This window comes from Micromonospora sp. NPDC049257, assembly GCF_040678915.1.
GTDB lineage: Bacteria > Actinomycetota > Actinomycetes > Mycobacteriales > Micromonosporaceae > Micromonospora > Micromonospora antibiotica.
Map to the genome: position 1 here is coordinate 163,955 of NZ_JBFAQU010000006.1, position 13,901 is coordinate 177,855.

Sequence of the window (13,901 nt, forward strand, 5' to 3'; positions counted from 1 at the left end):
GCCTCCTCAGGCGGGCTGTGACGGATCGGTGGTGGCCCCACCGACGGCGGCGGCGCCGGGCGGGGCGAGCAGGCGGCGGGCGGTGGCCGACTGCCGGGACCAGTCGCGCAGATAGAAGCGGCTGCGTCCGACCAGCCGGCCGACGAACACCGCGGAGAAGAGGGCGACCAGCAGGTCGGCCAGCACCGGGTCCTCGTCGCCCAGCTGCAGCCACATGTGCAGCGTCTTCCAGGACCGGGGGGCGGTGGTCGGGTCGCCGAGCGCACCCCGCCAGAGCGCGGCCAGCTCAGCCGGCTCCGGGGTGAAGCCCTCGACGGCGGTGAGCAGCAGCGGCCACCCCTCGTGGGGGGCCGGACCGGCGAGCCGTCCCAGCAGGGTCATGCCCCGGGCGGCGTGGACCCGCAGCCGGTGCAGGTCCTCGTCGTTCCAGGCGACCAGCGTGCGCCAGGTCTCCTCGGGGGCGACGGGGTAGAGGTCCATCAGCGCCCGCGCCACCGAGGCGCTGCCGTTGAGGTCGTCCCGGCTGGCCAGGGTACGCAGCTCCCGCAGGGTGTCGGCGGGGGCGAGGCGACCGATGCGGGTGCTGTAGACGCGGGCGGCGGTGTCGTGCAGCGCCGGGTTGGCGCTGCGTACCCAACTGAGCACCCGACCCTGGATGCGGGCGACGAGCCGGTCGTCGTACGCCGCGACGTGCAGCGCCCAGGCGGCGGCCTGCCGGCCGGTGCCCCGTTCGTCGGCCGCCCACTGCCGGAGCATCCCGTTGCAGACCTCGTCGAAGTCGTACGTGGCGAGCCAGCCGGTGATCTGTGCGGCCCGCCGCCGGACCTCGTCGCGGCGGGTGAAGACCAGCTCCTCCAACCAGACCAGCAGCGGCAACCGGACGCCGTCGAAGTCGTGCCACACCACGTCGAGGACGTCGAAGAGCAGGCGGGGATCGGCGAGCCGGGCCCGGCGGGGTTGTTCGCCGGTCTCGGCCGCCGCGAGGGGGGACTCGCCGCCCCAGGCGTGCAGCATCTGGTCGACGCCGCCGTCGAACACCACCCGGAGCGGCCGTTCGGCACCGCTCTCCACCGCCTGGAGGATTCCCAGCAACAACTCGCTGGCGTCGAAGACGTCAGCCAACGGGAGGTCGTGCAGGGCCGCGTAGGCGAGCTGGAACGCCTGCCGGCGCGGGGCGGCCTGCGGGTCCTCCAGGACTTTCTCCGCGCTGTCCTGCTTGAGCAGGCGGGCGACGACGTCGCGGCGACGGCGACGCAGTCCGCCCAGGGCGATGCCCAGCTCCTCGTCGGCCCCGCTCCAGCCGGCCAGCGACTGGGCGAGTTCGACGGTCTGCCGGGGGCGGGGGTGCGCGGCCAGCTCGGTGGCGATCCCGTCGTGCGCCACGCACCGGTCGATGAACTTTTCCCAGCAGTCGCCGTCGCACGCGGCGTGGCTGTCGGCGCAGCCCCGCTGCCGCAGCAGCAGCCGCCGCAGGTGCCGCCGGAGCACGTTCTCGGGCGGCGGCGGGGTGTAGTCGACGGTGTGCTGGGCGAGGGTCGGGTCGGCGGTGTCGCCGTGTCCGTCGAGGATCACCACGTAGGCCGAGTCGGTGCGGGCGAGCAACTCGAAGGCACGCAGGGTGCCGATCGTCACCGCCTCGCTGGCCGGCAGCTCCAGCACCGTGCCGTGGTCCTTGAGCAGCAGCCCCTCCTGCCGGGCCAGCTGGGTGAGGGTCACCTCGGGGTCTTCGATGCCGACCACCCGGTCGAGCCCGACGACGTGCCGCAGCATCAGCTCGGCGGTGGTCCGCCGACCGGTGCCGACGCCGCCGCGCAGGACGACGACCCGCTTGTCCCGGAGGCGTTCGAGGGCGTCGTCGAAGCAGGCCACCATCACCGAGGTGTGGTCCGTCTCCAGCAGTTCGGCCCTGGTGCGCTGGGACCGCAGGAGGGTGATCCGACGCCCGTCGGGGAGCTGGATGTTGAAGAGCGTGGCGTGGTCGCCGTAGACGGTCTGCCCGACGTTGGAGAAGACCGGGTCGGGCCCGGTGCCGCCGCGCACCGGGTCGTCGGCGTGGTGCCAGCTCTCGTCCTTGCCGCCGGAGTCGCCGGGGTCGGGCTTCGCGCCGGATGCGCGGATCTGGTTCATCCGGTTGCGGGCGTCGCCTTGCCCGGGGCCGGACGGGTCCGGCGCAGGGGAGCGACCGGGCTGTTCGGCCGGGTCCGGCGCGGCGGCCTCACCGGGGTCGGGCGACGACTTCTCCTCCGTGACGGGGTGGTCCGGCGTGCCGTCGCTCGCCGCGGTGTTCTTCTCGTCGCCGTTGGCGGGCGGGTCGGTGTTCATGCCGATCCTCCTCCCTTGCTGATCGGACCGTGGTTGGTCACGGTCGCGTGGTCGCCGTAGACGATCTGTCCCACGTTGTCGCCCTGCTGGCGGGCGTCGTGGTTGCGGTGGAGGCCGGCGGCCTGCCGGGCCAGGCGGGCCAGGTCCCGTGGGTCGCCGGCCGGCGCGGATGCGGACCGGTCGGGGGTCTGCGCCGTCCCGGGCCCGTCGACCGCCGCGCTGACCGCCGGCGGCGGCTGGGACGGCAGGTGGAGCCAGGCGTTGGCCTGGAACGTCTTGTCGGGCACCACCGCGCGGACGGACCGGAACATCCACGACTCCATGCCGAGGGCGTTGACCGGTACGACCCGGCGGTAGACCTCGTCGGAGACGACCGCCACCACGGGCGCGGCCGGCACCGCGACCGCCGCCTCCCGGCTGGCGCCGCAGTCGCGCAGTCGGGCCGCGTCGACGATCGCGTCGCCGCCCCGGGGCACGCCTGCGGTGTCGACGCTCACGTCTCCGCAGTCGATGCCGACCCGCAGCCGGAGCAGGTGGTCGGGGTGCTTGTTGCGGTTGTGGTCGAGGATCTCCTGTCGCAGCTGGGGCAGCAGACCGGCGAGGACCCAGGCGATCGGCACGTCGGCCGGAACGAGGATGAGTTCCCCGTCGCCGCGTTCGCGACGGATCCAGCGGCCCGGGTAGGGGCACCGGTGCTCGATCCGGCCGACTATCTGCTCCACCGTGGTCGCCAGATCGGACTGACGCGGGTATCCGCCCGCGCTGGAATTGACGATGTCCAACGAGACGACGGTCCAGTGTCGTGGAAGTTCCATGGCGATTGTTCGTCCTTTTCTACTGAGGGGTGGGTCGGTTTCGACTCTGCGGCGGGAATTGTGAAACCGGCTAGTTGATCTACATCAGGTGATGGGGTCGGCCGCCGAATCGGCGAACCGTCCCAACCCGACCTCGTCGACGATCACGATCGAGCCGTGCCGGGTCACCAGCAGGCCCAGGTGCGCCAACCGGCGCAACGCCCGGTGCACCGAGATCTGCGACGCGCCGACCAGTTGGGCCAGCTCCCGTTGGGTGGTGGGGGCGACCAGTTCGTCGTCCACCAGGACCGTCAGATCGGCCAGCACGGCGGCGACCCGGGTGGTCGTGTCGAACGACGCGGTGACGGTCCGCTTGTCGGCCGCCCGAAGCCGATCGGCCAGCAACCGGGCGAAGGACCGGTGTGCCGTCGGATGCCGCCGCAGGTAGTCGTCGAACGCCTCGGCCGGGATGCGGCGGACCACCACCGGCCCGACGGCGACCACCGAGGCCGACCGGGGGCCGTCGTCGAGATAGGACAGCTCACCGACCAGGTCACCGGCGAACCGCAGCGCGATCCCCCGCGGCCCCTGTCGGCTGCCCTCGACCATGATCCGGGCCTGTCCGGTGGTCAGCAGCAGCAGGTGGCGACCCCGGTCGCCCTGCCGCAACAGGGCGTGCGCGGACGGGAACTCCTGCCGCCCGCCGATGCGCAGCAGGGCGGCCCGGTCGGCATCGGACAGCCGGCCGGCGAAACTCGTCCGCGACCACCAGGTGGACGTCCTGTTCGGTTCCTCGGTGTGGGAAGCCACCGGTCTCTCCTCTCCTCGGTCGGTCAGGTGTCGACGGGTCGGTCAGAGCAGCGCCAGCGCGACCAGGGCGGCGGCGAGCGCGATGAGCACCGTCCCGATGCGGACCCAGCGGTACTTGGTCATCACCAGCCGGCTGAGCCAGCAGAGCTGCGAGATCAGGCCCGGCATGGTGTCCTGTGCGGCCCGCTCGACGTACCGGCGGACCAGTGCCGGGTCGCGCAGCCGGTACACGTGCCCGAAGTACGCGACCTGCCGCACCTCGGCGGCGCCCGCCGTCCTCGGCAACAACGCCATGGCCAGGGCGAACAGGGCAACCGCGGCGCAGGCGCAACCCGACCACCAGGCCCAGGCCGCCGCACCGGTCAACCGCCCCGGCGACCAGCGGGTGCCGGTCAGCACGGTCAGCATCGCCAGCACGACGCCGCCCGACATGGTCAGCCACTGCGACGCCTTCGCGTCCGCCCGCCGCAGCTCGTCGCGGGCCTCGGCGATCAGCCGCTCCGCCAGCCGCAGCGCCGCCTGCCGGTCCCCCTCCGGCCGGCCGGGACGGTCGACGCCCCCGCCCGGGGCGGCGACGGCGGCGCGTACCCGTCGGTGCAGGACGCGGTCGTTGGGGACACGGGCTGCTCGGTACATGGGACTCCTCGGAACCGCAGGACTGCCGTCCCGATGAGGGTCCCGAAATCGGGCCCTGCGCTCGATGTCGAGCCCTACGGCTCGGATGTCGACATCGACACAGAACCGGCCAGGGACCGCAGCAGCTCCGGCTGCACCACCACGATCCGTCGCCGTCGGGTGAGCAGCACCTGCCGGTGCCGCAGCACCCGCAGCGTCCGGGCCACCACCTCCCGGGACACCCCGACGGACGCGGCGAGGTCCTGCTGGGTCAGCGGCAGGTCGAGCGCGATCCCCTCCGGCGTCGGCACACCGTGCCTGTCCAGTAGTTCCACCAGCAGGACGACCAGCCGGTGGTCGCCGTTGCTGGACCCGTACTCGACCCGCCGGCCGTCGGCCTCACGCAGGCTGGAGGCCAGGTGACGCAGCAGCGACAGGGCGACCTCGGGGTTGTCGGCCAGACAGCGGTGCAACCGTTCGGCGGTCAGCACCACGGCCCGGATGGGCGACAACCCGGTGACGGTGGCCAGCCGGGGCCGGGCGTCCACAGCGGACAGCTCACCGAGGATGTCGCCCGGTCCCCGGATGGCCAGCAGCGCCTCCCAACCCTGCCGTGAGGTGGAGGTGACCTTGACCCAGCCCTGCTCGATCAGCACCACGTGCCGGGACGGGTCGCCCTGGTGGAACAGCGTGGCGTTGGCCGGGTAGTCGTGCCGGGTGCCGGCCTGGGCCAGGGCGTCGCGGGCGTCGGCCGAGAGGCCGCCGAGAAAGCTGCCGGTCGGAGGGGAATGGGCGGGAACTGCGGCCGGGTCGCTGCTGGCAGAGTCGCTCCGAGAACGAGATGTCATGGGGAACGCTCTCCTCTTCGTGAATCGCGTGCTCCGCCTCGCCCGTCGACGTTGAATCGGGCAGTCCCGTGCACAGGACGCGGGGTGTGGTTCAGGTCCCGGGGCGGAAGAACGGGAAGGCGTCCTTTCTATCGTTGCCGTCAATAGCCTGTGATCCGCCGAATGGGTAAGCGGAGGTGCGAAAGGGCGACCGCCGGTGGCATCTGTTCGGGGGCGGATCACACCGTTCGTGCCGCCGACGCCGACGTCGTCGCCGACCTCGGCGTCGCCCGGTGGGCGGACCGGAACAGTCCCGACGACACCGGCAGATCTGTCGACGTCGCTGGAATCGTGGAGAACGCGCCGGTCAGCCGGTCGCGCCGGGCCGGTGGCGTCCCGGTCGGCGGCCCGGGTCCGGCCCGTCGCACCGGCCGCCGCCGGGAGCAGCCACGTCACCCCACCGGCCTTTCCGACGCCGTGTCGGACACCGGACAAAACCGCCGTGTCGGAAAGGACCGTCCAACGCTGGCGGTCCGACCGGCCGGCCGGACCCCTGCCGGTAGGGTCCAGACTCAGCAGGCAGGAGGGGAGCCGATGATCGGGCTTGAGGTGCCGCCCGCCGTCGAGGCGGAACAGGTCGTCGCGGCCGTCCTGGCCGACCTGCGCGCAGGCGACCACCGGGGCGTGGTGGTCGACTCCCCGCCCGGGGCCGGCAAGTCGACCCTCGTGGTGCGGGCCGCCGTCGAGCTGGCCGTCGCCGGTGAGCCGCTGATGATCGTGGCGCAGACCAACGAGCAGGTCGACGACCTCATCGACCGGCTCGCCACCAAAGCCCCCGAGCTGCGCATCGGCCGGCTGTCGGCGACCGACTACCGGCCGTCGGAGCGGGTCCGGGGCCACGACACGGTCCGGGTCGCGTCGAAGGTCGCCGACCTGGGCGACCCGGCCGTCACCATCGGTACGGCGGCGAAGTGGGCCACGGTCACCACGGGTCAGTGGCCGTGGGCGATCGTCGACGAGGCGTACCAGATGCGGTCGGACGCGCTGCTGCGGGTGGCCGGGAGGTTCGAGCGGGCGCTGTTCGTCGGTGACCCCGGGCAGCTCGACCCGTTCTCCACCGTCGAGACGCTGCGCTGGACGGGCCTGAGCTGGGACCCGATGCAGGCGGCGGTGGCGGTGCTGCTGCGGCACAACCCGCAGCTGCCCGTGCACCGGCTGCCCGTGTCCTGGCGGCTACCGGCGTCGGCGGCCCCGGTGGTCGCGGCGGCGTTCTACCCGTTCACCGGGTTCCGTGCCGGCACCGGCCCGGCCGACCGGGCGTTGACGCTGACCCGGCCCGGGCCTGGCGACGCGCTCGACGCGGCGGTGGAGCTGGCCGTCGGCACCGGCTGGGCGTTGCACGAGCTGCCGGCCCGGCACACCCTGCGTACCGACGCTGAGGCCGCCGCGGCGTGCGCCGCGCTCGCCCTGCGCGTGCTGCACCGGGGCGCGGTCGCGGTCTCCGAGCACGCGCCGGCCGGCACGCCGGTCACCGCCGACCGGATCGCCGTCGGCGCCGCGCACCGCGACCAGGCCGCCGCGATCCGTGCCCACCTCGGCCCGGAAGGGGCGGGCATCACCGTGGACACCGCCAACCGGCTCCAGGGCCGCGAGTACGACGTGACGATCGTGCTGCACCCGCTCTCCGGCCGGCGGGACGCGACGAACTTCCACCTGGAGTCCGGTCGGCTGTGCGTGCTGACCTCCCGGCACCGGCACGCCTGCATCGTGGTGGCCCGCGCCGGCATCGGTGAGCTGCTCGACGCCCACCCGTCGACGGAGTCGGTGCACCTGGACGTGCCGGTGAAGTTCCCCGACGGCTGGGCCGCCAACCAGACCACCCTGGCGTTCCTGGCGGACCACCGGGCGTCGACCTGAACCCGATGCGGTGCGCGCCGGGGTCGGGGCCGGTCTCGCCGGTGGTGACGACGCCCGACGGGACCGCTCCGGCCAGGTGACGACGCCGGCTGAAGTGGTCATGCCTGCCGGGGATGAACTGAGCGTGCGCCGTGATCCGTACTGACGGGTGTGCGGACGACGGAGTTGGTCACCTGCCCCCGGAACGCGTTCGACTGGCTCGGCCCGGCCGGCGTACGGGCGGTGGTGATCCGCTGGCTGCGCCTGGTCGCGTCGGACGCCGAGCTGGCGCCGTACCTGATCGGGCTGGACCGGCCCTGGCTCGCCCGCCGGTTGACCGCCCTGCTGGCCGTGGCCCTCGGCGACCCCGGCGGGGACGGTGGGCGGGCGGCCGGCGGGGCGTGGCGGCGGCTCGGGTTGACCGACGAGCAGCACTGGCGGGTGCTGGACTACCTGGCCGCCGTGCTCTGCGGCCTCGGCCTGCCGGTCGACACGGTCGTCGCGGCCCAGCGCGCCGTCGCCGGCGACGCCCATGCGTGACGCGTGCCGACGGCGAACGGCCGTCGGCGGGCAACCTCACGCCTGACGGCGGTCAGCCCCAGTTGTCGCCGTACTCGCGGACCCCGTCGACGTCGAGGGTGATCCGGCTGTTGGGGGTCCACGCGCCGGTGGCCGCCTGCCAGCTCGGGTCGTCGCGTTCGTCGATCGCCGTCCAGTTCGGCCGGTGCAGCCGGAGCTGGATCGGCCCGGAGGAGGCCCCGGGGGCGAGGACGCCGGTGGTGAAGGTCAGCTCCACCCAGCCGGGGAAGGGGGTGCCGGGCACCGGGTAGACGGTCGGGGTCGGCGTCGGGCCGGGACCGGGCGGCGGCGCGGGCGGCGGAAAATACTGGAGGGTACGGCGGATGGTGGCGCAGCCCAGCGTCGCCCAGTCGCACTCGCTGCTCAGCGCCGCGTTGCCGTTCTCGAAGCGCAGGTGGTAGCGGACCCGCACGGTGGTCAGGTCCAGTGGTGCGGTGCCGGTGTTGGTGACGGCGAGCCGGAACTGGGCCTGGTTGTCGGTGGGTGCCCAGTCGAGGTTGAGGTAGTCGACCTTCGCCCGCCCGTACGCGGTGCGCACGGTGGTGACCGCCGAGGTGTCGGAGTAGCCGCCGACGGCGTACGCCTGGAGGGCGATCCGGTAGTCGGTGCCCGGGGCGAGGTCGGTGAGGGTGACGGCGTTGGTCTCCGTGCTGCCCAGTCCCCGGTAGGCGTTCGGCCCGATCGGCGAGCGCACGTCGTAGGTGATCGGGCCGCCCGGCTCGCCCTTCCACGTCGACGGGGTCCAGGTCAGACTCAGCCGGTGCGGGTCGTTGGCGACCACCACCGGTGCGCCGGGGGTGGTCAGCGCCGGGGTGTCGTCGGCGCGGGCGGCGCTGACCGCGACCAGGCTGACGAGCGCGGCGACGGTGGCGGTGGCGGTGACACGACGGGCACGCATAGCCCGGATGGTACGGACTGGCATGCACGTCCATCAATGCAGAGGTTGATGGCTGATTCGTTTCCCCGTTCGGCTGGGCGGGCGGGCGGGCGGGCGGACGCGACGGAGCGGGACCCGTGACCGGGTCCCGCTCCGTGGGTCGCGCCGCGCCGCGGCGGCCGGTGCCGCTCAGGCGGGGATGTAGTCGAACTCGTCCGGGTTCGGGCCGGTCCGGCCCGACTCGCCCCGGTCCAGCCCGCTGAGCCGCTCCATCGCCGTGTCGTCCAGGGTGAAGTCGAAGATCCGGAAGTTCTCCTCGATCCGCTTCGGGGTGGTCGACTTCGGGAAGACGATGTCGCCGCGCTGCACGTGCCAGCGCAGCACCACCTGGGCGGGGGTGCGCCCCACCTGCTCGGCGACGTCGACGATCGCCGGGTCGTCGAGCACCCGGCCCTGGGCGATCGGCGACCACGCCTCGGTGAGGATGTTGTGCTCGCTGCCGTACGCGCGCACCTGCTCGTTGGTGAGGTACGGGTGCACCTCGATCTGGTTGACCGCCGGCACCACGTCCGCCTCGGCGGCCAGCCGCTCCAGGTGCGGCACCTGGAAGTTCGACACCCCGATCGAGCGGGCCCGGCCGTCGCGCTGGAACTCCTCAAACGTCTTCCAGGTGGAGACGAAGTCGCCGTCGTAGCGGGTCGGCAACGGCCAGTGGATGAGGAACAGGTCGACGTAGTCCATCTTCAGCGCGGACAGCGTCGACTCGAACGCCCTGCGGGCGTCCTCGGGGCGGTGGAAGCCGTTGTTCAGCTTGCTGGTCACGAAGACCTCGCCCCGGTCCAGCCCGGAGGCGCGGACCGCCTCGCCGACCTCCGCCTCGTTGCCGTACATCTGGGCGGTGTCGATGTGCCGGTAGCCGATCTCCAGCGCCCGGCGCACCGCCTCGGCGGTGTCCTTCGGCTCGATCTGGTAGACCCCGAAGCCGAGCTGCGGGATGGTGTTGCCGTCGTTGAGGCTGATGTCGGGAACGGTGTGCGCCATGTCGGCTGTCTCTCCCATCGTCGTGTTCGCCCGGTTCGGCGCGTCGATCGGCCGCCGGACCGCAGCCCGCACGCCCGCCGGGCGGGTGTGTCACGACGAGGGTGTACCCGGTCGGGCCGCGTCCTCACGGCCCGACCGGGGTGATCTGCGACAACCGGACCGTTCAGCCCCAGATCGCGGTGGCCCACTCCGGGTGGTCGACGAACGGGTTGCGGTTGCCCTGCCAGCGCTCGTAGATGCGCTGGTTGCGGCGCTGTTCGAAGGCGTCGGGCGGGTCCTGCCGGTGCCACTGGAGCAGCACCGGCAGCCGGCCCAGGTAGGGTGCGCTGCCGTTGGTGACGGAGTTGTTCATCTCCAGGTTCGGCCAGCCGTCGTCACCCTCGTACCGGATCGCCATATACATGATCATGCGGGCGACGTCGCCCTTGACCGCGTTGCGGGGCTCGAACGAGTCGGCGTCGGTGTAGCTGCCGGCGGCCTCGGCGACCGCGCTGCCACCGGTGTCGAAGTCCTTGTTGCCGCGCGCGGAGTTGACCGTCACGTCCTCCGGCCGCAGGTGGTGCACGTCGGTGCCCGGCCCGGTGGCGGTGCCGAAGTCACCGTGCGACTTGGCCCAGACGTGTTCCCGGTTCCAGTCGTTGGCCCCGCCGCCGTTGCTGCTCTTGCTCTGCGACCGTCCGCTGTAGAGCAGGATGACGTTGTTGGCGTTCGCCGGGTCCTGGTCGGTGTCCTTCAACGCCTCCCACACCTGGTCGTAGTTGAGCTTCGTCTGGGTCTTGATGATGGTGTGCAGGGAGGTGCGCAGCGCGCTGCCGCTCTTGCCGACCGCGCTGGCGTAGTACGTCGAGTCGTACGGCCCGGTGGAGCCGGTGGGCGCGGGGGTGGGGGAGGCGCTCGCGGTGGGCGTCGGTGTGCCGCCGCCACCGACGCTCATCGCGGTCGGGCTCTTCAACCCCCCGTGACTGAAGTACGCGGTCAGCGTCCCGGTCGCGGTGACCTGCCGGCCCCGCAGCGACGGGTTGGTCAACAGCCCGAACGTGCTGCGGTAGTCGGCGGTGATCTGGACGTAGAGCATCCGGCTGGTGCCGGTCTCGGTGGCCGTGTCGGCCAGGGCGATGGCGGTGTCGGCGGTGTAGCCGGAGGTGAGCACCGTGCTGGTGGCGGTCGGCTGGCCGATCACGTAGCCGGTGACCGTGGCGGTCCGGCCGTCCTGGGTGGCGAGGGCCTGCGCCACGGTCGACGTGGCCGCCGCGGACGCCGACGTGGCGGACACCGCCACCGGGACCGCCAGGGTGACGACGGCGATGAGCGCGGCGATCAGCCGCCCGGGTCGCGGGCGGGTGCTGCTCTTCATATCCATGCCCGGCGATGTTATCGGCCGGAACCCGACCGGCGGGAGGTCGACGAGGTGAATTCCCGGCCACCGCGAACCGCTACGCGGCGGGGTCCCGCCCGGCGGGCAACCCGCTCAGCGGGCGGGGTCCCGCCCGGCGGGCAACCCGCTCAGCGGGCACGGACGGCGGCGGAGGCGACGCGGAAACCGATGGTCCGCTCGACCAGCCGTTCCACCAGCTCCGCCTTGCGCAGGCCGCCCACCCCGCGCAACCCGAGGCGGGCGGCCAGCGCCCGCAGGTCCCGGATCGACCAGGGCGTCAGGTACGCCGTACCGTCCCCGCGTCGTGCCATGGCGTCGAGCGCGGCCGACGCGGCGTCCAGGTCGACGCCCGACGGGGCGGGCTGCACCGGCGCGGTCGGCGACAGCGGCGTCGGGGCGGCCGGCCGGTCCGACGGGCCGTCGGCCGCTGCCGCCAGGTCGCCGGCCGGCGTCACCGGGACGACGGCCAGCCGGGCCCGGCCCTGCGCCAGCGCGGCCACGTCGGCGGCCGACAGCCCGGCCAGCAGCTCACCCACCCGGGCCAGCACCCCGGCCGCCAGGTCCCCGCCGGGTGGCGTCCCGGTCACACCGTCACCGCACGGGGTTGCAGGTGGGCGATGAACTCCGTGGTGATCTGCCGCAGCTCCTCCTGCACCACCGGCGAGGTGACCCGGTGCCGCAGCACCACCGGCACCCCGCGCGGGGTGTTCCCGGCGAACAGGGTGATGTTCTCCCGCAGCGCGGTGGGAAAGACCGGCAGCCCCAGGGCGCGTACCTGATCCAGGTAGCCCTGGTGGGCGGCGATGGGCCGCTGCGCGGTCAGCTGGATCATGGTGAAGACCACCCCGGCGATGTCCGGTGCCACCTTGTGGTGCCGGCGGCTGGTGGCGAACCGGCGGGCGTCGGCGTTGTAGCGGTCGACCAGCTCCCGGACGCTGCCGCAGAGGTGGTCGATGCCGAGGGTGGACAGGTAGTCGGCCTTCGCCGGGATGAGCAGGTGGTCGCTGGCGATGACGGCGGACTGGGTGACCACGTTGAAGTTCGGCGGGCAGTCGATCAGCACCAGGTCGTAGCCGTCGAGCGCCGCGTCGTGCAGCCCCTCGGCCAGCGCGCCCCGGACCCGGAACAGCTCCCGGTCGTAGTCCTCCCCGTCGGCCACGCCCCGGGCCAGCGCCAGGTCGATGTCGGCCAGCCCGAGGTGCGAGGCGATCAGGTCCAGCCGGCCGGCCCCGGTCAGGTGCGCGTTGGCCGGGCCGGGGGAGACCACCAGATCACCCAGCGTAACCTCCGGGGTGTCCCCGCGTAGCCCGTCGTACCAGCGTTTCACGGTGCGGCCGTCGCGCAGCCGCTCCCGCCAGTCGTCCGGGTCGTAGAAGCTGAACGTCAGGCTGGTCTGCGGATCGAGGTCGATCAGCAGCACCTTCATCCCCCGGTTCGCCAGTTCGGCACCGAGGTTGGCGGTCACGGTGGTCTTGCCCACCCCGCCCTTGTAGTTGATCACGGACACGACGTACACCGGCGGCACCTCCCCAGAGGGGGAACCGTAACCGCCCGGATGTCGTCTGACCATCCATGATGCCCACCCCGCCCGGTCACGCTCCGCGACCGGTCATCCGGCTCGCCGCCGTCGGCACCGGGCTCGCCGGCGTGGCCGTGGTCTGCTGGGCGGTCGGGATGACCCGCTGGCAACCGCTCACCGAACCGGCCGGCCCGTGGTCGGAACGACTCCCCGGCGCGCACACCTACTGGGCCCGTGACCTGCGTTTCCTGACACTGGTGGCGGTCGTGTCCGGGCTGGTGCTGGCCGGTGGCGGCCGACGGTCCTGGGCCCTGCCGGCCGTGCTGCTCGGCGGTGCCGCGCTGGTCGCCGACGTCGCCGTCGACCGGGCCGACCCCACCGGCCCCGGCGCGACCGCGCTGCTGGTCGCCGCCGGCTGGCTGGCCGTCGCCAGCACCGCCGCCCTTGGCGTACGCCGGGACGCGGCGACCGGTGTGGACGGTCCGATCCACCGCGCGGGCGTGGCCGGCCGGGACCGGAGGGTGCTGACCGGGATGGCCGGTGTGACGGCGGTGTCGGCGCTGGTCGCCGTACTGACCCGGTCGCCGACCGACCGGGAGCCCGCGCTCGGCCCGGCCACCCTGGTGACCGGCCTGCTCCTGCTGACGTTGACCGTGGCGGGCGCGCTGGCCGCCGCCCCCGACCGCGATCGGGCCCGGATCACGTTGGCGGTCGGGTCGGCAGTCGTCGGTGGGATCGGCCTACCGCTGGTCCGCCTGGTCGGACCGGGGGACCGGCTCGTCGCGGCCGCGCTGCTCGGCGCGGTGCTGCTCGTGGGGGTGACACTGCTGGTCCGGCCCTGGCCGGGTGGTCGACCGGCGTGGTGGTGGCACGCGCGGTTCGTCCCGTTCGCACTTGTCGTACCCTCGGCGCTGCTGTTCGTCGCGGTGTTGGTCAGCGCGGCTCTGAGCGTCGGGGCGCCGTGGACCGCGCTTGCCGGCAACAGTCCGATCGCCGGTGGGGACCGGGACGTCCTCCCCGCGCTCGCCGGGCTGCTCGCCGAGCTCGGCACCGCACTTCTGCTGACCCGGCCGACCGTCCTGGGTCACGACCGGCCCGCCCCGGACGTCGCGGCGGTTCGGGTGGCCGACGCCGGTTGACCGGAACGACGGGCGTAGCCGGCCGGATCCGTCCGCCGTCCGGCCGAAGGTCCGGTGTGGAGACCCTCGGGTACGAGGCTGAGAGCACGGCGATCACCTACAGTGAT

Annotated in this window: 13 protein-coding genes; 3 read left to right on the forward strand and 10 right to left on the reverse strand. The window is 73.4% G+C overall.

Features of this window, described 5'->3' with window-relative positions:
* Positions 1–6: 6 nt before the first annotated feature.
* The 5 genes from AB0K25_RS12495 to AB0K25_RS12515 form a co-directional block, all read right to left on the reverse strand.
* Positions 7–2,322 carry a hypothetical protein gene (locus AB0K25_RS12495; protein ID WP_357534780.1) on the reverse strand — a complete coding sequence of 772 codons (2,316 nt, stop codon included), beginning with the start codon at positions 2,320–2,322 and terminating at the stop codon, positions 7–9.
* The gene (locus AB0K25_RS12500) at positions 2,319–3,137 is read right to left on the reverse strand and encodes a hypothetical protein (protein WP_219467609.1); all 819 of its coding nucleotides are present in this window, start codon (positions 3,135–3,137) and stop codon (positions 2,319–2,321) included. The genes AB0K25_RS12495 and AB0K25_RS12500 overlap by 4 nt, the downstream gene beginning before the upstream one ends.
* 84 nt (positions 3,138–3,221) lie before the next feature.
* A complete protein-coding gene (locus tag AB0K25_RS12505) occupies positions 3,222–3,926 on the reverse strand; it encodes a Crp/Fnr family transcriptional regulator (RefSeq protein ID WP_219467611.1) in 705 nt (234 codons plus the stop codon).
* A 42-nt stretch (positions 3,927–3,968) separates the two neighbouring features.
* Positions 3,969–4,562: a Pycsar system effector family protein gene (locus AB0K25_RS12510; RefSeq protein WP_357534778.1), complete on the reverse strand. Its 594-nt coding sequence runs from the start codon at positions 4,560–4,562 to the stop codon at positions 3,969–3,971.
* Between the two features lie 74 nt (positions 4,563–4,636).
* Entirely contained in the window at positions 4,637–5,389 is a 753-nt protein-coding gene (locus tag AB0K25_RS12515) for a Crp/Fnr family transcriptional regulator (protein WP_219467618.1), read from the reverse strand.
* A gap of 573 nt (positions 5,390–5,962) precedes the next feature.
* Between AB0K25_RS12515 and AB0K25_RS12520 the strand changes: the two genes are divergently transcribed.
* Both AB0K25_RS12520 and AB0K25_RS12525 read left to right on the forward strand, forming a co-directional pair.
* The gene (locus AB0K25_RS12520) at positions 5,963–7,285 is read left to right on the forward strand and encodes an AAA family ATPase (protein WP_219467620.1); all 1,323 of its coding nucleotides are present in this window, start codon (positions 5,963–5,965) and stop codon (positions 7,283–7,285) included.
* A gap of 150 nt (positions 7,286–7,435) precedes the next feature.
* Positions 7,436–7,804: a globin gene (locus AB0K25_RS12525; protein WP_219467623.1), complete on the forward strand. Its 369-nt coding sequence runs from the start codon at positions 7,436–7,438 to the stop codon at positions 7,802–7,804.
* 52 nt (positions 7,805–7,856) lie between these two features.
* On the opposite strand, the gene AB0K25_RS12530 is transcribed toward AB0K25_RS12525, so the two are convergent.
* From AB0K25_RS12530 to AB0K25_RS12550, 5 genes are all read right to left on the reverse strand, one after another.
* Positions 7,857–8,741 carry a cellulose binding domain-containing protein gene (locus AB0K25_RS12530; protein WP_219467626.1) on the reverse strand — a complete coding sequence of 295 codons (885 nt, stop codon included), beginning with the start codon at positions 8,739–8,741 and terminating at the stop codon, positions 7,857–7,859.
* Between the two features lie 168 nt (positions 8,742–8,909).
* Positions 8,910–9,761, reverse strand: a complete 852-nt coding sequence (locus AB0K25_RS12535; RefSeq protein ID WP_219470711.1) for an aldo/keto reductase — start codon at positions 9,759–9,761, stop codon at positions 8,910–8,912.
* Positions 9,762–9,924: 163 nt separating this feature from the next.
* Positions 9,925–11,121, reverse strand: a complete 1,197-nt coding sequence (locus AB0K25_RS12540; protein WP_357534774.1) for an endonuclease — start codon at positions 11,119–11,121, stop codon at positions 9,925–9,927.
* A gap of 143 nt (positions 11,122–11,264) precedes the next feature.
* Positions 11,265–11,723, reverse strand: coding sequence for a Rho termination factor N-terminal domain-containing protein (locus AB0K25_RS12545; RefSeq protein WP_363820078.1), 459 nt, complete (start codon positions 11,721–11,723; stop codon positions 11,265–11,267).
* On the reverse strand, positions 11,720–12,652 hold the full coding sequence (locus AB0K25_RS12550; protein ID WP_363820081.1) for an AAA family ATPase: 933 nt from the start codon (positions 12,650–12,652) through the stop codon (positions 11,720–11,722). The genes AB0K25_RS12545 and AB0K25_RS12550 overlap by 4 nt, the downstream gene beginning before the upstream one ends.
* A 56-nt stretch (positions 12,653–12,708) precedes the next feature.
* Here AB0K25_RS12550 and AB0K25_RS12555 point away from each other — a divergent pair, with 56 nt between their 5' ends.
* Positions 12,709–13,794, forward strand: coding sequence for a hypothetical protein (locus AB0K25_RS12555; protein WP_363820084.1), 1,086 nt, complete (start codon positions 12,709–12,711; stop codon positions 13,792–13,794).
* The last annotated feature ends 107 nt before the right edge of the window (positions 13,795–13,901 follow it).